Below are 24,371 nucleotides of genomic sequence, written 5' to 3'. Positions count from 1 at the left end.
TCCCTTCGGTCTTGCGTTTCCGACTCTATCAGACTCTTTCGTGTCCGATTCCCGGTCGAAGCGGGCCTCGCATTTTCGCTTTCCAGTTCTTCGCTTTCGCGCTTCCCTTTTCGGCGAGTCCGACTCTATCAGATCCTTTCGGGCCTGATTCCCAGTCAGCGGGGCTTGTCTTCCCGGCTGTTGGGCCGTTCCGACGAGTGAGACATTAGCGGAATCCAGGGCCCCGACGCTAATCGGGGTCGCGTTCCTTCGAACGCGGATTCCTCATTTCGCATATGCGCACGCAAAGGCAGGCGACAGCTGTCGCTCGCTCGTTGTGGTTACTGCGGAATGGCTGTCCGGGGACCGACCGGGGTCGGCGCTCACGTCGGACAACTCGGAGCACACTACGGATGCGGAGGGGGCGTGTCAACCCCCGCCCGCGCCGAGCTGCGGTGGAAGGCGCGGCGGTAGTCCCGGGGGCTGGTGCCCAGGTGGGTGGCGAAGTGCTGGCGCATGGTGATCTCGCTGCCGAAGCCCGTGCGGCGGGCCACCTCGGGCAGAGGGAGGTCCGTGCGTTCCAGAAGCTTCTGAGCTGCGGCAATGCGCTGGGTGATGAGCCAGCGCAGCGGAGTGGTGCCGGTCGTCGCCTGGAAGTGACGGGCGAAGGAGCGGGTGGACATGCCGGCCCGTGCGGCCAGCTCGGCCACGGTGTGGGGATCCGCCAGACGGGTCAGGGCGAAGGCGCGAACGGCGGCGAGCGTGTCGGCGTCGCGATCGGTGTGCGGTGTGGGGTGCTCGATGAACTGAGCCTGTGTACCCGTGCGGAAGGGGGCCGTGACCATGGAGCGCGCGATCGTCGCCGCGGTCTCCGCACCATGGGTCCGCCGTACGAGGTGGAGGCAGAGGTCGATGCCCGCTGCCGTGCCGGCGGACGTCCAGAGGTTGTCGTCGTGGACGAACAGGGCGTCCGGGACGACGGTCACCTCGGGGTGGTGGGTACGCAGCAGATCAGTGAGGTTCCAGTGGGTCACGGCCCGGCGGCCGTCGAGGAGGCCCGCCTGGGCCAGCGTGAACGCGCCTCCGCAGAGGGCGGCGATCGGTGTGGCCCGGGCGTGCGCGCGGCGCAGGGCGTCGAGGACCGGCTCCGGGGCCGGCGTCACATGGTCGTCCAGGCCCGGGACGACGATCAGGTCGGCCCCGGCCAGCCAGTTCAGCGTGCGGTCGGGGGTCAGGGAGAGTCCGCCGCGCAAGGGGATGGGGGCGGCGGTGGCCGCCGTGCGGCGCAGGACGAAGGGCGGGACGCCGCGGTCCGTGCGGTCCACGCCCCAGACCTCCGTGATGACCGAGACGTCGAACGCGCGGACGCCGGGGAAGGACACCAGAGCGATCCGGGTGGGGTCGGGGCGAGGCGTTCCGGTCGCGGTCATGGTGGCAGTAAAGCATCGATCGATGGCTTTCCGACCCCTGGGAGACCGGAGGCGCCGGCGGCAGGATCGTGGTCATGGAGATCGCAGAGAACGCAGCGCTGGTCGTGGTGGACGTGCAGCAGGGTTTCGAGGAGGAGGCGTACTGGGGTCCGCGGAACAACCCCGCGGCGGACGGCAACATCGCCGGGCTGATCGACGCCTGGCAGTCGAGCGGGCGGCCCGTCGTCTTCGTACGGCATGACTCTCCGAAGCCCGATTCGCCGTTGCGGGTGGGGTATCCGGGGAACGCGTTCAAGCCGTACGTGGAGGAGCGGCGGGGAAAGGGCGGCGGGCCCGAACTGTTCGTGACGAAGAGCGTGAACTCGGCGTTCTACGGGACGCCCGATCTGGGGGCGTGGCTGAACGGTTCCGGGGTGCGGCAGATCGTGGTGGCCGGGATCCAGACCAATATGTGCGCGGAGACGACGGCGCGGATGGCGGGGAACCTGGGGTACGAGGTGTTCTTCGCGTTCGATGCGACCTACACCTTCGACGCGACCGGTCCGTGGGGGTGGACGCTCGGTGCGGAGGACGTGGCGCGGGCCACCGCCGTGACGTTGCACGGCGGTGGGTTCGCGAAGGTGGTGCGCAGTGCGGAGCTGATCGCTGCCGCGGAGTAGGTCAGCCGTTGCCGGAGGCGAGCTCGCGGCTGCGGTCGCGGGCGGCCTCCAGTGCGGCGATGAGGGCGGCGCGTACGCCGTGGTTCTCCAGCTCGCGGATGGCGCTGATGGTGGTGCCGGCCGGGCTGGTGACGGCTTCGCGGAGCTTGACCGGGTGCTCTCCGCTGTCGCGGAGCATCACGGCCGCTCCGATGGCGGCCTGCACGATGAGGTCGTGGGCCTGGGCGCGGGGCAGGCCGAGCAGGATGCCGGCGTCCGTCATCGCCTCGACGAGGAAGTAGAAGTAGGCCGGGCCCGAGCCGGAGAGGGCGGTGGCCGCGTCCTGCTGGGACTCGGGGACGCGCAGGGTCTTGCCGACGCCGCCGAAGATCGCCTCGGTGGTGGCGAGGTGGTCCGTGGTGGCGTGGCTGCCCGCCGAGATGACGGACATCCCCTCGTCGACCAGGACGGGGGTGTTCGGCATGACGCGGACCACCGGGGTGCCCGTGGTGAGGCGCTCCTCGATGAAGGCGGTCGTGATGCCGGCCGCGGCGCTGATGACCAGGCGGTCGGCGGTGACGTGGGGGGTCAGCTCGTCGAGGAGTCGGCCCATGTCCTGGGGCTTGACCGCCAGGATGAGGATGTCGGCGCGCTTGGCCGCTTCGGCGTTGGTGACCGCGTCGACGCCGTAGCGGTCGTGGAGCTCCGCGGCCCGCTCGGGGCGGCGGGTGGTGACCAGCAGGTCCGCCGGGCGCCAGCCGGCCCGGATCATGCCGCTGAGCAGGGCCTCGCCGATCTTGCCGGTGCCGAGGACTGCAACTGTCTGGGTCATGCGGTTCACCCTCCGGGCGGTGCTCGCTGTGCACGGTGCTCAGTGCTCGTCGCCGTCATCCTCGCACCGGGCCGTCAGGCGGTGCGGCGGCGGAGGGTGGCTGCGCCGAGGCCGAGGACGAGGAGGGCGCAGCCGGCCACGATCGCGATGTCGCGGACGAAGTCGCCGGTGACGGCGGTGTGGTGGAGGACCTCGTTCATGCCGTCGACGGCGTACGACATGGGCAGCACGTTCGAGATCGCCTCCAGGACGGGAGCCATCCGGTCCCGGGCGATGAAGAGTCCGCAGAGCAGCAGCTGCGGGAAGATCACGGCCGGCATGAACTGGACGGCCTGGAACTCCGAAGCCGCGAACGCCGAGACGAACAGGCCGAGCGCCGTGCCGAGCAGGGCGTCGAGCAGGGCGACCAGGAGCAGCAGCCAGGGCGAACCGGTGACGTCCAGGCCGAGGGCCCAGACCGAGAGGCCCGTGGCAAGGAGCGACTGGACGACGGCGACGGCGCCGAAGGCGAGGGCGTAGCCGGCGATCAGGTCGCCCTTGCCGAGCGGCATCGCGAGGAGGCGCTCCAGGGTCCCCGAGGTGCGTTCGCGCAGGGTGGCGATCGAGGTCACCAGGAACATCGTGATCAGGGGGAAGATGCCGAGGAGCGAGGCGCCGATGGAGTCGAAGGTCTGCGGGCTCCCGTCGAAGACGTACCGCAGCAGGGTAATCATCACGACCGGGATCAGCAGGAGGAGTGCGACCGTGCGCGGGTCGTGCGTCAGCTGGCGCAGGACGCGGCCGGCGGTGGCGAGGGTGCGGGCGGCACTCAGGGGCGGAGTGCCGGTGGCCGGGGTGCTCGTCGTGCTCATCGGGCGTTCTCCTGACGGGTGGCGGCCGCGTCGACCAGGTGGAGGAAGGCTTCTTCGACGGTGTCGGTCCCGGACCCCGTACGCAGGGCCTCCGGGGTGTCGTCGGCGAGGATCTCGCCTTCGCGCATCAGGAGCAGCCGGTGGCAGCGCTCGGCCTCGTCCATGACGTGGGAGGAGACGAGCAGGGTGGTGCCGCGGTCGGCGGCGAGGCGGTGGAAGAGGCTCCAGAGGTCCCGCCTGAGCACCGGGTCGAGGCCGACGGTCGGTTCGTCGAGGACCAGCAGTTCGGGAGTGCCGAGCAGCGCCACGGCGAGGGAGACCCGGGTGCGCTGGCCGCCCGAGAGGGTGCCGGCGAGGTTGTCGGCGTGGCTGGTGAGGTCGACCTCGGTGAGGGCGCGGGTGACGGCCTCGCGGCGGGCGTCCCGGTGGCGGCGGCCCGGCCGGAGGATCGCCGCGAAGTAGTCGAGGTTCTGCCGGACCGTGAGGTCGGTGTAGACGGACGGGGCCTGGGTGACGTACCCGATGCGGGGGCGGAGGGTGGGGTGGCCCGCGGGGCTGCCCAGGACGTCGAGGGTGCCGGTGACCTTGGCCTGGGTGCCGACGACGGCCCGCATCAGGGTGGATTTGCCGCAGCCGGAGGGGCCGAGGAGGCCGGTGATCCTGCCGGGTTCGACGGTGAAGTCGAGTCCTTTCAGAACGGTGCGGCTGCCTCGTACGACGGTGAGGCCACGGGCCTCGATGGCGACGCCCGAAGAATTCATCATGCGATGAATATTGATCCCGGCGGGGCGCCGCCGTCAAGGCATCGGGCGTCGCGGGGGCGGGTCCGCTCAGCGGATGGTCACGTTCAGGTCGACGACGTACGCCTCCTCGACCGTGCCGTCCGGAAAGAGCGGCGCGAGGTGCTCGCGTTCCGCGGCGAGGAAGCGCCGGGTGGGTTCCTCGCCGAGGACCAGGAACGCCGAGTGGCTGCCGAGGTTGTCGAGGTGGGTGGTCAGCGGGATGCGCCGGGTCCAGGGGATACGACGGTGTACGAAGTCGAGCTCGGGCAGCAGACCTCGGGTGCGGGCGGGCGAGCCGTGGGCACTCTCGTCCTCGGCCCCGGCTTCGGCGCGGAAGAACTGGCGCAGCCGGGTGTCCTGGGCGGCGACCCACGGGACGGTGTGGTCGGAGACGTTCCACCAGAGGGCGAGCGCGCCGCCCGGCCGCAGGACGCGCAGGGCCTCGGGGGTGGAGCGGGCGCGGTCGGTCCAGTGCCAGGACTGGGCGTACGTGATCAGGTCGGCCGAGGCCGCGGCGAAGGGGAGGCTGTTGCCGTCGCCCCGCACCAGCGGTATGTGCGGGAGGGCCAGGTGCAGCTCCGCCGCCATGCCGGGGCCGGGTTCCACGGCGACGACGCGCGCGCCGCGCTCATGGAGACGGCGGGTGGAGATGCCGGTGCCCGCACCGACGTCGAGGGTTCGGGCGCCGCGCAGAGGGCGGCCGGCGAGCTCCTCGACGGCGTCGAGCAGGGCGGCAGGGTAGCCGGGGCGTGCCGCGGCGTACTGGGCGGCCACCCGGTCGAAGGAGAGGGCGCGCGGGGTTGCGGGGTGCGGGGCGTGTTCCGGAGCGGCGTCCGGGGTGTCCGTTGCGGTCATGGGCCCATCGTGCCGCCCGTGGCCCGCCCCCGGGCGGGGTCCCGCCTACTTGCGGCGGGCCTTCTTCGCCTTGGCCGTCCTGCGGGCCGCCGGGTTGCCGGTCCGTGCGGAGCGGCGCTTCGCGAAACGGACCTGGGCCGCCTCGTACTCCGCGCGCCGGAGCTTCTCGCCCGGCGCCTCGGTGAACGTACGGAAGAAGTACGCCAGGAGCGAGCCGACGAAACCGATGGTCTTGAGGCCGCGCAGCATGTCCTCGCGGCCCGGATCGGCCGGGCGGCTGCTGAAGCCTTCCCATGTCTTGCGGAAGGCGACGGCGCTGCAGACGGCGAACATCACGACGACGAGCAGGCCGACGAAACTGCCGACGTCGGCGATCTCCAGGCCCTGATAGGCGAAGCGCAGCACGAAGCAGGAGGCGACCGCCGCGGCGAGCGAGCCGAGGGAGGCTCCGGCACGGCGGAGCGCGTAGTTGCCGTCGTGGGCGACCCAGGTCGTGCCGAAGAAGCGGATGGGCTCGGGCTGCGGGCCGGGGGCGGTCGCGGAGGCGCCGGTGGGCACCGTGCCGGACTCGGTGGTGCCGGGAGCCGTGCCGTCGGGGGTGTCGCTGTTCTCGGTCACACAACCGATTATCCCAGGGCCGGGCCGGGCCGGAGCCCGGGGCAGCGGTGCGGGTGCGGCTCGGCCGCGTTGTTCCCCGATGGCGCCGTCACCGCCGGGACAGGCGCCGGTACGGGGGAGCGGGAGGTGGGGCGCGTGGCGGGTGCCGCTCGGCCGCGCCGGTCCCCCCGGCGCCACGGTCACCGCCGGGACAGGCGCCCGTACGGAGGTGGAGCGGGTGGCCGGCCCCCTTCGGGAAGGGGGCCGGTCACCGTGGTTCAGCCCAGCTTGGAGACGTCGCGGACGGCGCCGCGGTCCGCGCTCGTCGCCATGGCCGCGTAGGCGCGCAGCGCCGCCGAGACCTTGCGCTCGCGGTTCTTCGGCGCGTACACGCCGTTCAGCGCCTCGCGGCGGGTGGCGAGCTCGGCGTCGGGGACGAGGAGCTCGATCGAGCGGTTCGGGATGTCGATCCGGATCCGGTCGCCGTTCTCGACCAGCGCGATCGCCCCGCCGGACGCCGCCTCGGGCGAGGCGTGCCCGATGGACAGGCCCGACGTACCGCCGGAGAAACGGCCGTCGGTGATCAGCGCGCAGGTCTTGCCGAGGCCACGGCCCTTGAGGAACGAGGTGGGGTAGAGCATCTCCTGCATGCCGGGACCGCCGCGCGGGCCCTCGTAGCGGATGACGACGACGTCGCCGTGCGTGATCTCCTTGCGGAGGATCTTGTCGACGGCCTCCTCCTGGGACTCGCAGACGACCGCCGGGCCCTCGAAGGTCCAGATCGACTCGTCGACGCCGGCCGTCTTCACGACGCAGCCGTCCACGGCGATGTTCCCCTTGAGGACCGCGAGGCCGCCGTCCTTCGAGTACGCGTGCGCCACGTCGCGGATGCAGCCGCCCGCCGCGTCCAGGTCCAGGGTGTCCCAGCGCTCGGACTGCGAGAAGGCGGTCGCGGAACGGACACAGCCCGGGGCCGCGTGCCACAGCTCGACGGCCTCGGGGGACGGCGAGCCGCCGCGGACGTCCCAGTTCTTGAGCCACTCGGCGAGCGTGTCGGAGTGCACCGAGTGCACGTCCTCGTTGAGCAGACCGCCCCGGTGGAGCTCACCGAGGAGGGCGGGGATGCCGCCGGCCCGGTGGACGTCCTCCATGTAGTACGTACCGCCGGGGGCCACGTTGGGGGCGACCTTGGAGAGGCACGGGACCCGGCGGGAGACCTCGTTGATGTCGTCGAGGTCGTACGCCAGCTCCGCCTCCTCGGCGGCGGCCAGCAGGTGCAGGATCGTGTTGGTCGAGCCGCCCATGGCGATGTCCAGCGCCATCGCGTTGTCGAACGCGGCGCGGGTGCCGATGGCGCGCGGCAGGACCGTCTCGTCGTCCTGCTCGTAGTAGCGCTTGGTGATCTCGACGACCGTACGGCCGGCGTCCTCGTACAGCGCCCGGCGGGCGGTGTGCGTGGCGAGGACGGAGCCGTTGCCGGGGAGGGAGAGGCCGAGGACCTCGGTCAGGCAGTTCATCGAGTTGGCGGTGAACATGCCGGAACAGCTGCCGCAGGTGGGACAGGCGTTCTCCTCGATACGGAGGATGTCCTCGTCCGAGATGCTCTCGTCGACCGCGTCGCTGATCGCGTTGACCAGGTCGAGCTTGCGGACCGTGCCGTCGACGAGGGTGGCCTTGCCGGCCTCCATCGGACCGCCGGAGACGAAGACCGTGGGGATGTTGAGGCGCATCGCCGCCATCAGCATGCCCGGGGTGATCTTGTCGCAGTTCGAGATGCAGATCAGCGCGTCGGCGCAGTGCGCCTCGACCATGTACTCCACGCTGTCGGCGATGAGGTCGCGGGAGGGCAGGCTGTAGAGCATGCCGCCGTGGCCCATGGCGATGCCGTCGTCCACCGCGATCGTGTTGAACTCGCGGGGCACCGCGCCCGCCGCCTTGATCGCCTCGGAGACGATCCGGCCGACCGGGGCGAGGTGGGTGTGGCCGGGGACGAACTCCGTGAAGGAGTTGGCGACCGCGATGATCGGCTTGCCGATGTCCTCGCTCGCTACGCCCGAGGCGCGCATAAGGGCGCGCGCGCCCGCCATGTTGCGGCCGTGGGTGACAGTGCGGGACCTCAGCTGCGGCATCGTCTCTCGCTCCTTCGACAGAAAAGACTGACTTCGAGCGTACGCCTCCCGTGCCAGGATCTGGACAGGGTGTCCGAAATGCGGGATGCGGTGCTCAGGGGTTGGGCGGGGTGTACGGGGTGGGTGCGTGCGGGGCGGGTGCGTGCGGGAGTCGGGCCTCGATCACCGGAGCGGCTTGATCAGGGGCTTGGGGAGGGGCCCGTTCTGCCCGGCCGGTCCGGATCGTCGGCGGGGGACGGGTCGGTCAGGTAGCGCTGCAGGGTCGGGGCCACCATCGCGACGATCTTCTCCGGGTCCGCCGATGCCAGGGGCTCCGCCCGGAGCACGTACCGCAGCATCGCGATGCCCACCATGTGCGAGGCGGCCAGTTCGGCGCGGAAGGTGGGGTCGGGTACGTCCAGCTGTTCCGCGATCCGTCCCAGCAGGCGCCGCAGGACGAAGCCGCTCAGGACCTTCGCCGCCGCCTCGTGGGTCAGGGCCGAGCGCAGGACCGCCAGCAGCGGGGTCCTGGACGCCGGGTTCTCCCAGACCGCGATGAAGTAGCGGGCCAGCCGCTCCCCCAGGCCCTCCTTGTCACTGCCCAGGATGGCCGGAATCACCAGGGCGGGCTCGAAGGAGAGCTCGATCGCGGCGGCGAAGACCTCGTCCTTCGTACCGAAGTAGTGATGGACCAGGGCGGCGTCCACGCCCGCCGCCTTCGCGATGCCGCGGACCGACGTTTTGTCGTAGCCGCGTTCGGCGAATTCGGCGCGGGCCGCCTCCAGGATGCGGGTACGCGCGTCCGGACCGGCCGTCGCCGTCGTACGGGAGGGGCGGCCGCGGCGCCTGGGGCCGGGGGCCTCGGCGCCCGGGGTCATGAGCGCGGCACCTGCGCCGACGAGGCGAGGTGCAGCCGGGTGAAGGCGAGCGCCTCGGCGAGGTCGGCCTCGCGTTCGGCGGTGGACATCGCCCGGCGGGTGTTGACCTCGATGACGACATGGCCGTCGAAGCCGGACCGGGCCAGCCGCTCCAGGAGTTCGGCGCAGGGCTGGTCGCCGCGGCCGGGCACCAGGTGCTCGTCCTTGCCCGAACCCTTGCCGTCGGCCAGGTGGACATGGGCCAGCCGGTCGCCCATCCGGTCGACCATCGCCATGCCGTCCGTGCGCGCCGTCGAGGTGTGCGACAGGTCGACCGTGAAGTGGCGGTAGTCGTCGTTGGTGACGTCCCAGTCGGGGGCGTACGCGAGCATCTCGCGGTCCCGGTAGCGCCACGGGTACATGTTCTCGACGGCGAAGCGCACATCGGTCTCGTCCGCCATCCGCCAGATCCCGGTGACGAAGTCACGCGCGTAATTGCGCTGCCACCGGAACGGCGGGTGGACCACGACGGTCGACGCGCCGAGCTTCTCCGCCGCGGCGCGCGCCCGCTGGAGCTTGACCCAGGGATCGGTGGACCAGACCCGCTGCGTGATCAGCAGACAGGGGGCGTGAACGGCCAGGATCGGCACCTGGTGATAGTCCGAGAGCCGGCGCAGGGCCTCGATGTCCTGGCTGACGGGGTCGGTCCAGACCATGACCTCGACGCCGTCGTATCCCAGGCGCGCGGCGATCTCGAAGGCCGTCGCCGTCGACTCCGGATAGACCGAGGCCGTCGACAGGGCGACCTTCGCATCCGGGATGCGCACCACTGGTTCTGCCACGCAGACAGCGTACGGGCAGCGGTGCGCCTCGCCGAGGGGGTCCGGTGGAAAGTGAGAAGGGCCATGACGACGACGCGCCGGGGCGGCCCCTTCAGTTCAGGGCCACGTCCTCGGTGGACGTCAGGTGGTCCAGGCGGCGCAGGATCACTCCCTCGCGCAGCGCCCAGGGGCAGATCTCCAGGTCCTCGACGCCCAGGAGGTCCATCGCGCCCTCCGCGACCAGCGCGCCGGCGAGCAGCTGGGCGGACCTGCCCTCGGAGACACCGGGCAGGTTCCCGCGCTCCTCGACCGTCATCGCGGCCAGCTTCGGCACCCACTCCTCCAGGGCCTTGCGGCTGAGGGTGCGCTGCACGTACAGGCCCTCGGTGGAGCGTGCGGCGCCCGCGATCCTGGCGAGCTGCTTGAAGGTCTTGGACGTGGCCACGACATGGTCGGGGCGGCCGAAGCGGGTGAACTCGCCGACGCTCCGGGCGATCCGCGCCCGGACATGGCGGCGCAGCGCCCTCACCTCCGCCGGGTCCGGCGGATCGCCGGGCAGCCAGCCGGCCGTGAGCCGGCCGGCGCCCAGCGGCAGGGACACCGCGGCGTCCGGTTCCTCGTCGATGCCGTACGCGATCTCCAGTGAGCCGCCGCCGATGTCCAGGACGAGCAGCTTGCCCGCCGACCAGCCGAACCAGCGCCGGGCGGCGAGGAAGGTGAGCCGGGCCTCCTCCGTGCCGCTGAGGACGGCGAGGTCGACACCCGTCTCGTCGCGCACCCGGGTGAGCACCTTGTCGGCGTTGCTCGCCTCCCGCACCGCGGAGGTGGCGAACGCCAGCACGTCCTCGCAGCCCTTGTCCTCGGCGGCCTGGAGCGCGTCGGTGATCGTCGTCACCAGCCGGTCCACGCCGAGGGGGCCGATCGCCCCGTCCTCGTCGAGCAGTTCGGCCAGCCGCAGCTCCGCCTTGTGCGAGTGCGCGGGCAGCGGGCGGGCGCCGGGGTGCGCGTCGACCACCAGCAGATGAACCGTGTTCGACCCCACGTCGAGGACTCCGAGTCTCATATGCAGAACGCTACTGCGGCTTCGCGGGAGGACGGACCGGCGCATCCCGTGCTGCCGCGCCCCGTCCATGCGCCGGGCCGACTTACTCTGGGCGCGTGCCAAAGACGAAAAAGGCGAAGCCGGGCAAAGTCACGAAGAAGCAGAAGACGAAGCAGGAGATGCAGCAGCCGCAGACAGAGGGACCCCAGGGGTCCGACGAGACGGGGATCGACTTCGCGCGGGCGTGGGTGGAGTTCCCTGACCCCGCCGACGACGAGCAGGTCTTCCGGTGCGACCTGACCTGGCTGACGTCCAGGTGGACCTGCATCTTCGGCAGTGGCTGCCAGGGCATCCAGGCCGGTCGCGCCGACGACGGGTGCTGCACCCTGGGCGCCCACTTCTCGGACGAGGACGACGAGAAGCGGGTGGCCGGTCATGTCGCCCGGCTCACCCCGGACCTGTGGCAGTTCCACGACGTGGGTACGGAGACGGGCTGGGTCCAGACCGATGACGACGGGGAGCGTCAGACACGGCGCTGGGAGGGCTCCTGCATCTTCCAGAACCGTCCCGGCTTTGCCGCGGGGGCCGGCTGTTCCCTGCACATCCTGGCGCTGCGGGAGGGCAAGGAGCCCCTGGAGACCAAGCCGGACGTGTGCTGGCAGCTTCCGGTCCGGCGTACGTACGACTGGATCGACCGGCCCGACGACACGCGTGTGCTCCAGGTGACGATCGGTGAGTACGACCGCCGGGGCTGGGGCCCGGGCGGTCACGACCTGCACTGGTGGTGCACGTCGGCCACGTCGGCGCACGGTGCCGGGGAGCCGGTGTACGTGTCGTACCGGCCCGAGCTCACGGAGCTGATGGGCAAGGAGGCGTACGAGCGGCTGGTCGGGCTGTGCGAGGAGCGGCTCTCCTCGCTGCTGCCGATGGCGCCCCACCCGGCGGACCCGGCGTAGGCGCCCGGGGCCCGTCATTCCGCCGCCGGCGGGGTGCTCGGGCCGCCCTCGCCCGGGCCGGTCGGGGACGGGGAGTCCGTCGGGGAGTCCGTCGGGTCCGGGGACGGGCTCGGTGTGCCCGGGTCCGTCGGCGTCGGGGTGGCGGTGTCCGTCGGGCCGGGCGTCGGAGTGTGACCGGGATCCGGGGAGGACGGCGACGGTTCCTCCGGGACGGGCGGATGCGGACGGGACGGGCCGCTCGGCCGCGGCGGGACGGTCGGCGCACGCCCCCCGTACCCGTGTATCGACACGACCGACCCCGAGGGGGCGACGGCGATCCGTGCGGTCCAGTGGCCGGCGGGTTCGCGCGCGTGGTCCACGAGGACGCGGACCGTGATGCTGCCGCCCGCCGCGAGCGTCCCCGAGGTGCTGCTCAGCCGCAGCCAGGACCGGCCCGTGCCCGCCGACCAGACGACGGGGCCCGCCTTCGACGCGGTGAGCGTGATCGTCGTCGTGCCGCCGGACGACCGGGCCTCGACGGTGAGGCGGCCCGTGCCCCTCGATCCCCCGTCCCGGTCCGTGCCCACGCTGATGACCTCGGCGGAGACGTCCGGGAGGCGGTCGCCGTCCGCGAAGCCGGGGCCGGGCTCGGGGCGGGCGTTGCCCGCGTTCTCGTAGTGGCCGTACGGGTCGTCGGATCCGTGTCCGTCGTCCGACTCGGTCGCGGTGACCGCCGCGCCGTCGCGTCCCTCGCCGGTGAGGGGTGCGCCCCGGTAGGCGGACCACAGGGCGATCACGGGGGCGGCGACGACCGTGGCGACGACCGTCGTCGTCATGACCCTGGACCGCAGCCGGTCCCGGCGCGCGGCGTGGTCCTTCGGGTCCATCGGAAAGCCCGTCCGGTCGAACCGGGGAGTGGCGGACCGATTCTTCTGATGCTTCTGGGCATGCAGCATCGCCACATAGGCGGAGGGCCGCGGCGCCTCGACGACCGCCAGCGCGGCCGCGGGCGTGACCGCGGCACCCGGCCACGGGCCCTGGGCACCGGCCCGCTCGGCCGCGCGGCGGCAGCTCGGGCAGTCGTCCACATGCCGTACGAGCTCGCGGCGCAGGGTGGCGGAGAGCAGCACGCGATGGTCGCCGGTGAGCCTGCCGACCGCGGCGCAGTTGCCCTTCTCGACGACGGCGAGGGCGGCCCTCGTCCGTTCCACCTCGCAGGCGGCCGCCGCCAGGAGCTCCCGGGCGGTCGCGGGTTCCAGCCCGAGGACGGCGGCGACCGCGCGCGGGGTGAGGCCGTGGCGCACGGCGAGCTCCAGCGCCTCACGCTGTTCGGGGGTGGTTCCCGCCGCTTCGGGCCAGGCCAGCTGGGCCAGCTCGCGGCGGTGCGCCTCGGCGGCGGCCGGGCTCTCCGCGAACGCGGCGGGCGCCGGGGCTGCGGACGCCGGCCCCGCGGGCCGGGGCGCGGAGGGCGCGAGAGGTGGTGCGGCCACGGCTTTCGAGGCGTGCGCGGACGCGGGTGTGCGCCGGCCCGCGCGGGCCGGCGGTGCGGCGGGACCGCGAGGGTCGTCCTGCGCCCTGGCCGGCTGCCGGCGCGCCTGCGCCCCGTCGGGCCTGCGGTGCGCCTGGCGGCCCGTCTTCTGCTCGCCGAGTCTGCGCAGGCACATCCACCTGGCCAGTGCGTACAGCCAGGCTCTGCGTTCCTCCTCGTCCGCCGGGCACCGCCCGCCCTGCCGCTCCGCCAGTGCCAGCACTCCGCCGAGTGCGTCGGTGGCGGCGTCGTGGTCGCAGAGCACGGAGAGGCAGTACGTGAACAGGCCGTCGAGATGCGGCTCGTAACGGGCGGGAGGCCGCTTCGGCGAGGAGTGGGGCGCGCGGTGCTGCCCCCGGTGTGCGCCGGGGGTGTGGGTGGGGGTCTCCAGCCTGCTGCTCGTCACCTTGCGACCGTAGGCAGGGCAGGGCGGACGCTCGTACCCCTTGAGCACATTTAACCCTTACGGGTGAACGTATCGCTCAATAAGGGACAGGCATCCGTGATTCCGCCCACGGTGGCGGTGCGCGACCCCCGCCCGCACACCGCGCCGGGCCCCACTGTCCGACCTCACCTATACGGTGGCGCCATGGCTGCCCGTACGAAATCCGCGAAGGACCGGCCGTCCTACCGCTGCACCGAATGCGGCTGGACGACCGCCAAGTGGCTCGGCCGCTGCTTCGAGTGCCAGGCGTGGGGGACGGTCGAGGAGTTCGGCGGCGCCCCTGCGGTCCGGACCACGGCGGCCGGCCGGGTCTCCACGGCCGCGCTCCCCATCGGCCAGGTCGACAGCCGCCAGGCCACCGCCCGCTCGACGGGCGTCGGCGAGCTGGACCGGGTGCTGGGCGGCGGGCTGGTGCCCGGCGCCGTCGTGCTGCTCGCGGGCGAGCCCGGCGTGGGGAAGTCCACGCTGCTGCTGGACGTGGCGGCCAAGGCGGCGAGCGACGAGCACCGCACGCTGTACGTCACGGCCGAGGAGTCCGCCAGCCAGGTCCGGCTGCGTGCCGACCGGATCGGGGCGATCAACGACCATCTGTATCTGGCCGCCGAGACCGATCTGTCCGCGGTCCTCGGCCATCTCGACGCGGTCAAGCCGTCCCTGCTCGTCCTGGACTCCGTACAGACCGTCGCCTCCCCGGAGATCGAGGGCGCGCCCGGCGGGATGGCGCAGGTCCGCGAGGTCGCCGGGGCGCTGATCCGCGCCTCCAAGGAGCGCGGCATGTCGACCCTGCTGGTCGGCCACGTCACCAAGGACGGCGCGATCGCAGGGCCCCGGCTGCTGGAGCACCTGGTCGACGTGGTGCTGTCCTTCGAGGGCGACCGGCATGCCCGGCTCCGGCTCGTGCGCGGCGTCAAGAACCGCTACGGGGCGACCGACGAGGTCGGCTGCTTCGAGCTCCACGACGAGGGCATCACCGGCCTCGCCGACCCTTCCGGCCTCTTCCTCACCCGCCGCGACGAGCCCGTGCCCGGCACGTGCCTGACCGTCACCCTGGAGGGCAAGCGCCCCCTGGTCGCCGAGGTGCAGGCCCTCACCGTCGATTCCCAGATTCCCTCGCCCCGGCGCACCACCTCGGGCCTGGAGACGTCCCGGGTGTCGATGATGCTGGCCGTCCTGGAGCAGCGTGGCCGGATCAGCTCGCTGGGCAAGCGGGACATCTACAGCGCCACGGTCGGCGGTGTGAAGCTCTCGGAGCCGGCCGCCGACCTCGCGATCGCGCTCGCCCTGGCCAGCGCGGCGAGCGACACACCGCTGCCGAAGAACCTGGTGGCGATCGGCGAGGTGGGTCTCGCGGGCGAGGTCAGACGGGTCACCGGGGTCCAGCGCAGACTGGCCGAGGCACACCGCCTGGGCTTCACCCACGCCCTGGTTCCGTCCGATCCGGGGAAGGTCCCGGCCGGTATGAAGGTCACAGAAGTCGCCAACATGGGCGACGCTCTGAGGGTCCTCCCGCGCCGCTCTCGCGCACAGGCCCCACAGGAGGACGGCGCACGCCGGTAGACTTTGCCCTGGTCTCGCCCGTCCGTACGAACGGCAAGAGGGACGTGGGGTCTTTCGTTTGGGCGTGCGCGCCGGACCGCGCGAGCCCGGCATGATCCGAACGAGAGGCCCTAAGGGCACCGCAAACCTGTGACCGGAGGAGTGCAGTGGCAGCCAGCGACCGGGCAGCATCGCCCGGAAAGTCCGGCCAAGGCACCGGTAACGAGGCGCTGATGCGCGCCTCGTTGACCGCCGTCGCGCCCGGAATGGCCCTGCGGGACGGCCTGGAGCGCATTCTCCGCGGCAACACCGGCGGGTTGATCGTGCTCGGCATGGACCGGACCGTCGAGTCGATGTGCACCGGCGGTTTCGTGCTGGACGTGGAGTTCACCGCGACCCGGCTGCGCGAGCTCGCCAAGCTCGACGGGGCACTGATCCTCGACAAGGACATGACGAAGATCCTGCGGGCCGGCGTCCAGCTGGTCCCGGACGCCTCGATCCCCACCGAGGAGACGGGCACCCGTCACCGCACGGCGGACCGGGTCTCCAAGCAGTGCAACTTCCCGGTCGTCTCGGTCTCGCAGTCGATGCACCTCATCGCGCTGTACGTGGACGGGGAGCGCCGGGTCCTGGAGGAGTCCGCCGCGATCCTCTCCCGGGCCAACCAGGCCCTCGCCACGCTGGAGCGCTACAAGCTCCGGCTCGACGAGGTGGCGGGCACGCTCTCCGCCCTGGAGATCGAGGACCTGGTGACGGTCCGGGACGTGACGGCCGTCGCCCAGCGTCTGGAGATGGTCCGCCGGATCGCGACCGAGATCGCCGAGTACGTGGTGGAGCTCGGGACCGACGGCCGGCTTCTCTCGCTCCAGCTCGACGAGTTGATCGCGGGCGTGGAGCCGGAGCGCGAGCTGGTCGTGCGCGACTACGTACCGGAGCCGACCGCGAAGCGCTCGCGCACGGTGGCGGAGGCGCTCACCGAGCTGGACGCGCTCTCCCACACCGAGCTGCTCGAACTCCCGGTCGTGGCACGGGCGCTGGGATACAGCGGCTCCCCGGAGACACTCGACTCGGCGGTGTCGCCGCGCGGCTTCCGGCTGCTGGCGAAGGTGCCGCGGCTGCCCGGGGCGATCATCGACCGGCTGGTGGAGCACTTCGGCGGCCTGCAGAAGCTGCTCGCCGCGAGCGTCGACGATCTCCAGACGGTGGACGGCGTCGGCGAGGCACGGGCCCGCAGCGTGCGCGAGGGACTGTCGCGGCTGGCCGAGTCGTCGATCCTTGAGCGGTACGTGTAGGCGGGTACGCGGAACGCGGTTCGTGCGGACCGGTACGCGGTTCGCGACAGGTGCGGACCGGTGCGCGGGTACGTGCGACTGAGGCTGCTCCCGGACCGGTGCGCCTGCTGTGCGTGCACCCGGGGCCGCTCACGGCCCGGCGCGCCTGCGGTACGGAGCCGAGACCGCTCCCCGGACCTGCGGGCCGTCGGGCCCGGGCCCTTCAGACCCTCAGGTCCGCCTGCCCGGTCCGTCGCGGCCCGCCTCAGCCCGTCGCGTCAGGCCCCCGAGCCGCTCCCCTGCGCCGTCCCCCCGCGTCAGTCCCGCGACGGCCCTCCGCATCAGTCCCTCACATCAGTCCTTGGCGAGGACGAACGAGGCGCGCTGCACGGGCTCGCCCGGGGCCTTGGCCTCGACCAGATACGTGCCGGGGCCCACCGCTCCCGCAGGCGGTGTCGCACACTTCGGGGCGCTCTTCCCGCGGTCCCACTCCACGGCGTGCTCGACACTCGCTCCGGCCGGCACCTTCAGCAGCACGGCGGCCGCGTTGCGCGGGCAGTCCTTGGAGGACCACACCTCGTCGTCGTCCCCGCCCGCTTCGGTGACGGTGAGGACCGCGGCCTTCGGGCCGAAGTCGGCCTTGCACGCGGTGGCCGAGGTGTTCGTGGCGATCAGCCGGAACTTCGGCTTCTCGCCGGGTCCGTAACGAAGGTCGGTCTTCAGGGTCAGCCGCAACGCGCTGGGCACACAGTCGGGAAGCGAGGATCCGGCCGGGACCCGCTGCCCCGCGGTTCCGCCGCCCGATCCGGAACCGGCTCCCGTCTCCGAGCCGTTGCCGTTGTCGCCGGTCCCGTCACCCGTTCCGCCGCCCGCTCCACCGGAGCCCGCGTCCGAACTTCCGCCGTTGCTCCCGCCGCTGCCACCGGTGTCGCCCGACTCGTCGCGCCCGCCCGGCTGTTCACTGATCGCGGGACCGGAACCGGAGGGTCCGGGCGTGATCGAGTTCACGGGACCGGAGCCGGGGGCCTTGGAGTCGTCGTGATTCCCCTTGCCGCCACCGGAGGTGACGGCCCATACGATCAGCAACGCGAGCAGCGCAATCAGCGTCGCCGCTACCGCCCTCCGTCGCCAGTAGATGGTGGAGGGAAGCGGCCCGATCGGATTACGCAGAGATCCCACGGCGCAAACTGTACGAGAGAACAGAGCCAACTCCCGCCCCACCCGCCGCCACAGGCCTCCAAGTTTTGCGGATCATCATCCCGGGGCGGCTCGTCCCCGCTCCGGACCCCACAACGAGACACTCCACGTCACCGGTCAAACACTCCGCGTCACCTCCGGGCGACCCATCGGCCAGTTGCCGCAACGGCTCGCGGGGCGTGCCGCCACTTGCCGGAACACGGGTCCGCCAGAGCACGGAAAGACGGGCGGCACTATCACTCCAAGGGCTCTTATGAGGGGCGACACCCCCGTGCCCCTGACCTCTCTCTGCTCTTCCATGCCAGGATCGATGATGCGATGACTGCCACGACTGCGACACAGACGCCCCCCACCTCCCTCCACACTCCCGTCATCGGGTGGTTCGACCAGCACGCCCGCGATCTGCCCTGGCGCCGCCCCGAAGCGGGCGCCTGGGGTGTGATGGTGAGTGAGTTCATGCTGCAGCAGACCCCCGTCAACCGGGTCCTCCCGGTGTACGAGCAGTGGCTGGCCCGCTGGCCGCGCCCCGCCGACCTCGCCGCCCAGCCGCCCGGCGAGGCGGTCCGCGCCTGGGGCCGGCTCGGCTACCCGCGGCGGGCACTGCGCCTGCACGGCGCCGCCCAGGCCATAACGGAACGGCACGGCGGCGACGTGCCGAGCGAGCACGCCCAACTGCTCGCCCTGCCCGGGATCGGCGAGTACACGGCGGCCGCCGTGGCCTCGTTCGCGTACCGGCAGCGGCACGCCGTCCTCGACACGAACGTCCGCCGGGTGTTCGCCCGGGCCGCGACCGGCATCCAGTACCCGCCGAACGCGACCACCGCCGCCGAACGCAAGCTCGCGCGGGCCCTGCTGCCGGAGGAGGACGAGCAGGCGGCGCAGTGGGCGGCCGCGACGATGGAGCTCGGCGCCCTCGTCTGCACCGCGAAGAACGAGGACTGCACACGCTGCCCGATCGCCGGGCAGTGCGCCTGGCGGCTGGCCGGGAAGCCCGCACACCAGGGACCGCCGCGCCGCGGCCAGACCTACGCCGGTACGGACCGGCAGGTGCGCGGCAGGCTCCTCGCGGTGCTGCGCGAGTCCGTGACCCCGGTGCCGCAGTCGGCGCTCGACGCGGTGTGGGAGGAGCCGGTGCAGCGGGCCCGTGCGCTGGACGGTCTGGTCTCCGACGGCCTCGTCGAACCGCTCGCGGGCGGTCAGTACCGGCTGCCGCTGACCTGAGGGCCGTTCGGGCCCGTTCCGCTTCCCGGGGGCCTTTGTCCCTCTCCTCCTGCGCTGTTACACAACCGATGGGCAGCCGTGCGTCTGCGTACGGCTGCTCCGCACAGCCTCGTGACAACCGCTCCGTAGCGTCACCGACGTCAGCCCGACGACCAGGCGGCTGGCGGTGGTTCTACGGGGATTCACGGGGACGGAGGCGGTTGTCATGGCGCAGGGTGAGGTGCTCGGCTTCGAAGAGTACGTACGTACGCGGCAGGACGCGCTGCTGCGCAGTGCGCGCCGGCTCGTCCCCGACCCCGTGGACGCACAGGACCTGCTGCAGACCGCGCTGGCCCGCACCTACGGCCGCTGGGACGGCATCGCCGACAAGTCCCTGGCCGACGCCTATCTGCGCCGCGTCATGATCAACACCCGTACCGAGTGGTGGCGGGCGCGCAAGCTGGACGAGGTCCCCACCGAGCAGCTCCCCGACGCCAGCGTCGAGGACGGCACCGAGCAGCGCGCTGACCGCGCCCTGCTGATGGACGTCCTGGGCGTGCTGGCTCCCAAGCAGCGGAGCGTGGTCGTGCTGCGACACTGGGAGCAGATGAGCACGGAGGAGACGGCCGCGGCGCTCGGCATGTCGGCCGGTACGGTGAAGAGCACGCTCCACCGGGCGCTGGCACGACTGCGCCAGGAGCTGGAGAGCCGGGAAGCGGCGAGCCGCGCGGAGCGTATCCGCGAGGACGGCGACCGCGCGGCGGACGTCCGCGTCGTGGCGCCCCGGAACCCGGTGCGGTCGCGGGCACAGGCAGGGGCGCCCCGCGAGGGGCGTCATGACGAGCGGGGGCGGGAGCGGTGCGCGGCCTGACAGGCAGCGGTGAGGGCGGCGGCGAAAGCGGCGGCGGAGTCACCGGAGGACCCACGGGGGACGGGACCGGCACCGGGCGCGGACGCCTGCTGACCGGCTGGGCGGCGAGCAGTACGGCTCTGGCCGGGCTCGCCGTCTTCGCGCTGTTCGCCGTCGGCTGCTCCACCGGAGGCACGGGCACGCGCGACGAGGGCCCGGCAGGCACCCAGCCGGTCGCCCAGGTCACGCCGAGCACCATGACCCCGTCCACGGCGAAGCCGACGCCCCGGGTCGACCCGGTGGCCCTGCTCAAGGCGGACCCCAAGGTGAGCGAGCGGGTCAGGACCGACCTTCGGGCCTGTACCGGTGACGAATACCCGGTGGACACCTCGTACGGCACTCTGACCGACGGCCCCTCCGCCGACGTGGTCGTGAACGTGATGACCTGCGGCGACTCCGTCGGTGTCGGCACCTATGTCTACCGGCCGCGGTCCGACGGCACGTACAAGAACGTGTTCGCCATCGAGCAGCCCGCGGTCTACGGGACCATCGACCGCGGTGATCTGGTCGTGACGACCCAGGTGTACGAGAAGAAGGACGCGGTCGCCTACCCCTCGGGCGAGGAAGTGATCACGTACCACTGGGCAGGCAGCCGGTTCAGCGAGCAGGACCGGGTGCACAACGACTTCAACAGAGCCGTCGGTACCGGAGAAGGCGACTTCCCGGAGCCCACGGAACCGACGAAGAACTGAGAGCAGTCCGATGGCCGAGACCCATGTCCTGTTCGTCGAGGACGACGACGTCATCCGCGAGGCCACCCAGCTGGCGCTGGAGCGGGACGGCTTCGTGGTCACCGCGATGCCCGACGGGCTCAGCGGCCTGGAGGCCTTCCGGGCCGACCGGCCCGACATCGCGCTGCTCGACGTGATGGTGCCGGGCCTGGACGGAGTCAGCCTCTGCCGGCGCATCCGGGACGAGTCGACGGTGCCCGTGATCATGCTGTCGGCCCGTGCCGACTCGATCGACGTGGTGCTCGGCCTGGAGGCCGGTGCCGACGACTACGTCACGAAGCCGTTCGACGGCGCGGTCCTGGTCGCCAGGATCCGGGCGGTGCTCCGCCGCTTCGGCCATGCCTCGGGCAGCGGGGCGGGCGGCGGCGAGGGCGCGGCGCGGCCCGAGGGCGGCGTCCTGGTCTTCGGCGACCTGGAGGTCGACACCGAGGGCATGGAGGTCCGCAAGGGCGGTGAGCACGTGGGGCTGACCCCGACCGAGATGCGGCTGCTGCTGGAGTTCTCGTCCGCGCCCGGCACGGTGCTCTCCCGCGACAAGCTGCTGGAGCGGGTCTGGGACTACGGATGGGGCGGGGACACCCGGGTCGTGGACGTCCATGTGCAGCGACTGCGCACGAAGATCGGCCAGGACCGGATCGAGACGGTCCGCGGCTTCGGCTACAAACTCAGGGCATGAGGCGCCCGGCCCTGCGGACGGGTGTCCGCTGGAAGATCAGCATCGCGATCGCGTCGGTCGGCGCCCTGATCGCGGTCGCGCTGAGCCTGGTCGTCCACAACGCCGCCAGGGTCTCCATGCTGGAGAACGCGCGCGAGGTCCAGCTGGAGCGGCTGACCTACGCCCAGCTGCTCTACGAGGCGACGAAGACGAAGAAGGCCGATCCCCGCTTCGGAGCGAAGCTCAACGACCCGACGATGCCGAAGAGCCTGCGCCAGGAGACCCGGCGCAACCGGCGTGCGACGCATGTCGAGGACAGCGCCGGGGTGCCCGACGTCTGGGCGGCCGTACCGCTGCCCGGCGGCGACGTGCTCTCGCTGCACACCCGTTTCGCCGACCGCTCCGCCACGATCCTGGGCGATCTCGACCGGGCGCTGATCATCGGTTCGGTCTCGGTGGTCCTCGGCGGCTCCGCGCTGGGTGTCCTGATCGGTGGCCGGCTCTCGCGCCGGCTGCGCAAGGCGGCGGCCGCGGCGGGCAGGGTCGCGCAGGGCCATACCGACGTACGGGTCGGGGACGCCGTCGGCGGGGTCGTGCGGGACGAGACCGATGAGCTGGCCGGTGCGGTGGACGCCCTGACGGACGCGCTGAACGAACGGATCGAGGCCGAGCGCCGCGTCACCGCGGACATCGCGCACGAACTGCGCACGCCCGTGACGGGTCTGCTGACGGCCGCCGAGCTGCTGCCGCCGGGGCGTCCGTCGGAGCTCGTACGGGACCGGGCGCAGGCGATGCGCACGCTGGTCGAGGACGTCCTGGAGGTGGCCCGGCTGGACAGCGCCTCCGAGCGGGCCGAGCTGCAGCAGCTGGCGCTGGGCGAGTTCGTCAGCCGCCGGGTGGCACGGCTGGACCCGGCGGTCAGGGTGCAGGTGGTCCACGAGTCGTGGGTCAGCACCGATCCGCGGCGGCTGGAGCGCATTCTGTTCAATCTGCTGGGCAATGCCGCCAAGCACGGCTCCACGCCCGTGGAAGTCACCGTCGAGGGCCGGGTGGTGCGGGTCCGCGATCACGGTCCCGGGTTCCCGGCGGCGCTGCTGCGGGAGGGGCCGAGCCGGTTCCGTACCGGATCCACCGACCGGGCCGGGCAGGGGCACGGGCTGGGGCTGACGATCGCGGCCGGCCAGGCACGCGTGCTCGGCGCCCGGCTGACCTTCCGCAACGCGGCCCCCGAGGGCGCGGCCGAGGGCGCCGGCGGGGCCATCGCCGTCCTGTGGCTGCCCGAGCACGCACCGACGGACACCGGCAGCTTCCCCATGCTCCAGCCGGCCGAACAGCGCGTCCCGGCACCGGGCGGCCGGAAGTCCGCGGGCACCGGCGCCGGCCCGAGCCCGAGCGGCGGACGGCCGGAGCGCTGAGCCGTCCGGACCGGACATGCGCCGGGGCCCCGGGGTGCGCGCACCCCGGGGCCCCGGCGCATGTCCTGCGGTGCGGAGGTCAGGCCTCCACGACCGGGGGCTTCTCCGGTCCGGTGCCCCGCAGCGGCACCTCCTTGACGAACAGCGCCGCCACCAGGGCGATCAGTCCGACCGAGGCACCGACCAGGAAGGCGATGTGCGTACCGGACGCCACCGCGTACTCGTACGCCTCGCGCACCGGCACCGGCAGCTTCGCCAGGCTCGCCGCGTCCAGCTGGGCGCCGTGCATGGTGGCGCCCGCACCACCGCGGGCGGCCATCTCGTCGCTCACCCGGCCGGTGAACAGCGCGCCCATGATGGCGACACCGAAGGAGCTGCCGAGCGTGCGGAACAGGGTGGTGGAGGACGAGGCGACGCCCATGTCCTTCATCTCGACGCTGTTCTGCGCGACGAGCATCGTGATCTGCATCAGGAAGCCCATGCCCGCGCCGAGCACCGCCATGTAGACGCCGGAGACGAACCGGGTGGTGTCGGTGTCCATCGTCGAGAGCAGGAAGAGTCCGGCGACCATCAGGATCGATCCCACGATCGGGAAGATCTTGTACCGGCCGCTGCTGGTGGTGATCCGCCCGGCGACCAGCGAGACGATCATCATCGCCAGCAGCATCGGCAGGAGCAGCAGTCCGGAGTTGGTCGCGGACGCGCCCTGGACGGACTGCTGGAACAGCGGCAGGTAGAGCACCGCGCCGAACATCACGAAGCCCGCCATGAAGCCGACCACGGACATCAGGGTGAAGTTGGCGTTGCGGAAGATGTGCAGCGGGATCATCGGCTCGGCGGCCTTGGTCTCGACGAAGAGGAAACCGGCCAGCGCGGCGACGCCGATCGCGATGAGCTCCATGATGACGGCGGAGTTCCAGTCGTACTCCGAACCGCCCCAGGTGGTCACCAGCACGATCGCGGTGATGCCGACGGTGAGGAGTCCGGCGCCGAGGTAGTCGACCTTCGCCTTGGTGCGCTCCCGCTTGGGCAGGTGCAGCACGATGGTGATCATGGCCAGGGCGACGGCGCCCAGCGGCAGGTTGATGTAGAAGCTCCAGCGCCAGCCGAGGTGATCGGTGATGGTGCCGCCGACCAGCGGTCCGCCGATCATCGCGATCGCCATGACGCCGGCCATCATGCCCTGGTACTTGCCGCGCTCGCGGGGCGGCACGAGGTCACCGATGATCGCCATGACGCCGACCATCAGACCGCCGGCGCCCAGGCCCTGCACGGCGCGGAAGCCGATCAGCTGGCCCATGTCCTGGGCCATGCCGCTGAGGACCGAGCCGATCAGGAAGATCACGATGGACGTGAGGAAGATGCCCTTGCGCCCGTACATGTCGCCGAGCTTGCCCCAGATGGGGGTGGAGGCGGCCGTGGCCAGGGTGTAGGCGGTGACGACCCAGGACAGGTGCTCGAGGCCGCCGAGGTCACCGACGATGGTCGGCATCGCGGTGCCGACGATCAGGTTGTCGAGCATGGCCAGCAGCATGGCGATCATCAGGGCGAGCACCACCACCCGCACACTGCGCTGCTGCGGGGCGGGCTTCTCCGCCCGTCCGGGCGGTGCCTCCGCCTTCCCGTCCGCCGCCTTCATCAGGTCCGCCATCTTCCCCAACTCCCCAGATCCCCTGTACACCGGGCACTTACTTGCCGCCCGGCTAGTTGACTACACTAGGGGAAAGTAGCCCCGTAACTAGCCGGGCGTCAAGTA

General features: G+C 72.1%; 22 protein-coding genes. 9 read left to right on the top strand and 13 right to left on the bottom strand.

Translation table 11 applies throughout. The annotated features are described in order from the left end of the window. Window positions 1-386 precede the first annotated feature (386 nt). Complete coding sequence (locus tag ACGFZA_RS33555; protein WP_385288276.1) at window positions 387-1,409, bottom strand: GlxA family transcriptional regulator; 1,023 nt, start codon at window positions 1,407-1,409, stop codon at window positions 387-389. 74 nt (window positions 1,410-1,483) lie between these two features. Between ACGFZA_RS33555 and ACGFZA_RS33550 the strand changes: the two genes are divergently transcribed. Next, a complete protein-coding gene (locus ACGFZA_RS33550) occupies window positions 1,484-2,068 on the top strand; it encodes a cysteine hydrolase family protein (protein WP_385288279.1) in 585 nt (194 codons plus the stop codon). A gap of 1 nt (window position 2,069) precedes the next feature. Here the strand turns inward: ACGFZA_RS33550 and proC are convergent, their stop codons facing one another. From proC to ACGFZA_RS33505, 9 genes are all read right to left on the bottom strand, one after another. Then, window positions 2,070-2,879 carry a pyrroline-5-carboxylate reductase gene (gene proC / locus ACGFZA_RS33545; RefSeq protein ID WP_385288282.1) on the bottom strand — a complete coding sequence of 270 codons (810 nt, stop codon included), beginning with the start codon at window positions 2,877-2,879 and terminating at the stop codon, window positions 2,070-2,072. A 74-nt stretch (window positions 2,880-2,953) separates the two neighbouring features. Then, window positions 2,954-3,730 (bottom strand): ABC transporter permease, encoded by a 777-nt coding sequence (locus tag ACGFZA_RS33540; RefSeq protein WP_385288284.1) that lies wholly within the window; start codon window positions 3,728-3,730, stop codon window positions 2,954-2,956. Beyond that, the gene (locus ACGFZA_RS33535) at window positions 3,727-4,494 is read right to left on the bottom strand and encodes an ABC transporter ATP-binding protein (protein ID WP_393684146.1); all 768 of its coding nucleotides are present in this window, start codon (window positions 4,492-4,494) and stop codon (window positions 3,727-3,729) included. The genes ACGFZA_RS33540 and ACGFZA_RS33535 overlap by 4 nt, the downstream gene beginning before the upstream one ends. Window positions 4,495-4,560: 66 nt before the next feature. Further along, window positions 4,561-5,367 (bottom strand): class I SAM-dependent methyltransferase, encoded by an 807-nt coding sequence (locus ACGFZA_RS33530; RefSeq protein WP_393684144.1) that lies wholly within the window; start codon window positions 5,365-5,367, stop codon window positions 4,561-4,563. Window positions 5,368-5,412: 45 nt separating this feature from the next. Then, entirely contained in the window at window positions 5,413-5,985 is a 573-nt protein-coding gene (locus ACGFZA_RS33525; RefSeq protein WP_393684142.1) for a hypothetical protein, read from the bottom strand. A gap of 257 nt (window positions 5,986-6,242) precedes the next feature. Then, window positions 6,243-8,093 (bottom strand): dihydroxy-acid dehydratase, encoded by a 1,851-nt coding sequence (gene ilvD, locus ACGFZA_RS33520; RefSeq protein ID WP_385288294.1) that lies wholly within the window; start codon window positions 8,091-8,093, stop codon window positions 6,243-6,245. Between the two features lie 179 nt (window positions 8,094-8,272). Beyond that, window positions 8,273-8,950, bottom strand: coding sequence for a TetR family transcriptional regulator (locus ACGFZA_RS33515; RefSeq protein ID WP_385288297.1), 678 nt, complete (start codon window positions 8,948-8,950; stop codon window positions 8,273-8,275). Then, window positions 8,947-9,756 (bottom strand): sugar phosphate isomerase/epimerase family protein, encoded by an 810-nt coding sequence (locus tag ACGFZA_RS33510; protein ID WP_385288324.1) that lies wholly within the window; start codon window positions 9,754-9,756, stop codon window positions 8,947-8,949. Before ACGFZA_RS33510 ends, ACGFZA_RS33515 begins: the two co-directional genes overlap by 4 nt. A gap of 106 nt (window positions 9,757-9,862) precedes the next feature. Further along, entirely contained in the window at window positions 9,863-10,813 is a 951-nt protein-coding gene (locus tag ACGFZA_RS33505; protein WP_385288298.1) for a Ppx/GppA family phosphatase, read from the bottom strand. Between the two features lie 95 nt (window positions 10,814-10,908). Between ACGFZA_RS33505 and ACGFZA_RS33500 the strand changes: the two genes are divergently transcribed. Beyond that, window positions 10,909-11,748: a hypothetical protein gene (locus ACGFZA_RS33500; RefSeq protein ID WP_385288300.1), complete on the top strand. Its 840-nt coding sequence runs from the start codon at window positions 10,909-10,911 to the stop codon at window positions 11,746-11,748. Window positions 11,749-11,762: 14 nt separating this feature from the next. On the opposite strand, the gene ACGFZA_RS33495 is transcribed toward ACGFZA_RS33500, so the two are convergent. Then, window positions 11,763-13,661: a hypothetical protein gene (locus ACGFZA_RS33495; RefSeq protein WP_393684139.1), complete on the bottom strand. Its 1,899-nt coding sequence runs from the start codon at window positions 13,659-13,661 to the stop codon at window positions 11,763-11,765. 183 nt (window positions 13,662-13,844) lie between these two features. Between ACGFZA_RS33495 and radA the strand changes: the two genes are divergently transcribed. Both radA and disA read left to right on the top strand, forming a co-directional pair. After that, on the top strand, window positions 13,845-15,257 hold the full coding sequence (radA, locus tag ACGFZA_RS33490; protein WP_385288305.1) for a DNA repair protein RadA: 1,413 nt from the start codon (window positions 13,845-13,847) through the stop codon (window positions 15,255-15,257). 146 nt (window positions 15,258-15,403) lie between these two features. Next, a complete protein-coding gene (gene disA / locus ACGFZA_RS33485) occupies window positions 15,404-16,528 on the top strand; it encodes a DNA integrity scanning diadenylate cyclase DisA (RefSeq protein WP_114245192.1) in 1,125 nt (374 codons plus the stop codon). Between the two features lie 333 nt (window positions 16,529-16,861). On the opposite strand, the gene ACGFZA_RS33480 is transcribed toward disA, so the two are convergent. Continuing rightward, window positions 16,862-17,686, bottom strand: coding sequence for a hypothetical protein (locus ACGFZA_RS33480; protein WP_393684136.1), 825 nt, complete (start codon window positions 17,684-17,686; stop codon window positions 16,862-16,864). Between the two features lie 336 nt (window positions 17,687-18,022). Here ACGFZA_RS33480 and ACGFZA_RS33475 point away from each other — a divergent pair, with 336 nt between their 5' ends. The 5 genes from ACGFZA_RS33475 to cseC all read left to right on the top strand — a co-directional run bounded on the left by ACGFZA_RS33475 (window position 18,023) and on the right by cseC (window position 22,615). Then, entirely contained in the window at window positions 18,023-18,925 is a 903-nt protein-coding gene (locus tag ACGFZA_RS33475) for an A/G-specific adenine glycosylase (RefSeq protein WP_385288311.1), read from the top strand. Window positions 18,926-19,130: 205 nt separating this feature from the next. Further along, window positions 19,131-19,775, top strand: coding sequence for a SigE family RNA polymerase sigma factor (locus tag ACGFZA_RS33470; RefSeq protein WP_385288314.1), 645 nt, complete (start codon window positions 19,131-19,133; stop codon window positions 19,773-19,775). After that, window positions 19,763-20,506: a hypothetical protein gene (locus tag ACGFZA_RS33465; protein WP_393684134.1), complete on the top strand. Its 744-nt coding sequence runs from the start codon at window positions 19,763-19,765 to the stop codon at window positions 20,504-20,506. Before ACGFZA_RS33470 ends, ACGFZA_RS33465 begins: the two co-directional genes overlap by 13 nt. Window positions 20,507-20,516: 10 nt before the next feature. Beyond that, complete coding sequence (gene cseB, locus ACGFZA_RS33460; protein ID WP_393684132.1) at window positions 20,517-21,221, top strand: two-component system response regulator CseB; 705 nt, start codon at window positions 20,517-20,519, stop codon at window positions 21,219-21,221. Further along, a complete protein-coding gene (gene cseC, locus ACGFZA_RS33455; RefSeq protein WP_393684130.1) occupies window positions 21,218-22,615 on the top strand; it encodes a two-component system sensor histidine kinase CseC in 1,398 nt (465 codons plus the stop codon). The genes cseB and cseC overlap by 4 nt, the downstream gene beginning before the upstream one ends. Window positions 22,616-22,694: 79 nt before the next feature. Here the strand turns inward: cseC and ACGFZA_RS33450 are convergent, their stop codons facing one another. Beyond that, window positions 22,695-24,266, bottom strand: a complete 1,572-nt coding sequence (locus tag ACGFZA_RS33450) for an MDR family MFS transporter (RefSeq protein ID WP_393684128.1) — start codon at window positions 24,264-24,266, stop codon at window positions 22,695-22,697. Window positions 24,267-24,371 lie beyond the last annotated feature (105 nt).

The sequence above is a fragment of the Streptomyces sp. NPDC048211 genome, assembly GCF_043202315.1.
Taxonomy (GTDB): domain Bacteria; phylum Actinomycetota; class Actinomycetes; order Streptomycetales; family Streptomycetaceae; genus Streptomyces.
The sequence above is the reverse complement of the archived record's forward strand: the minus strand, read 5'-3'. Positions and strand labels throughout refer to the sequence as shown.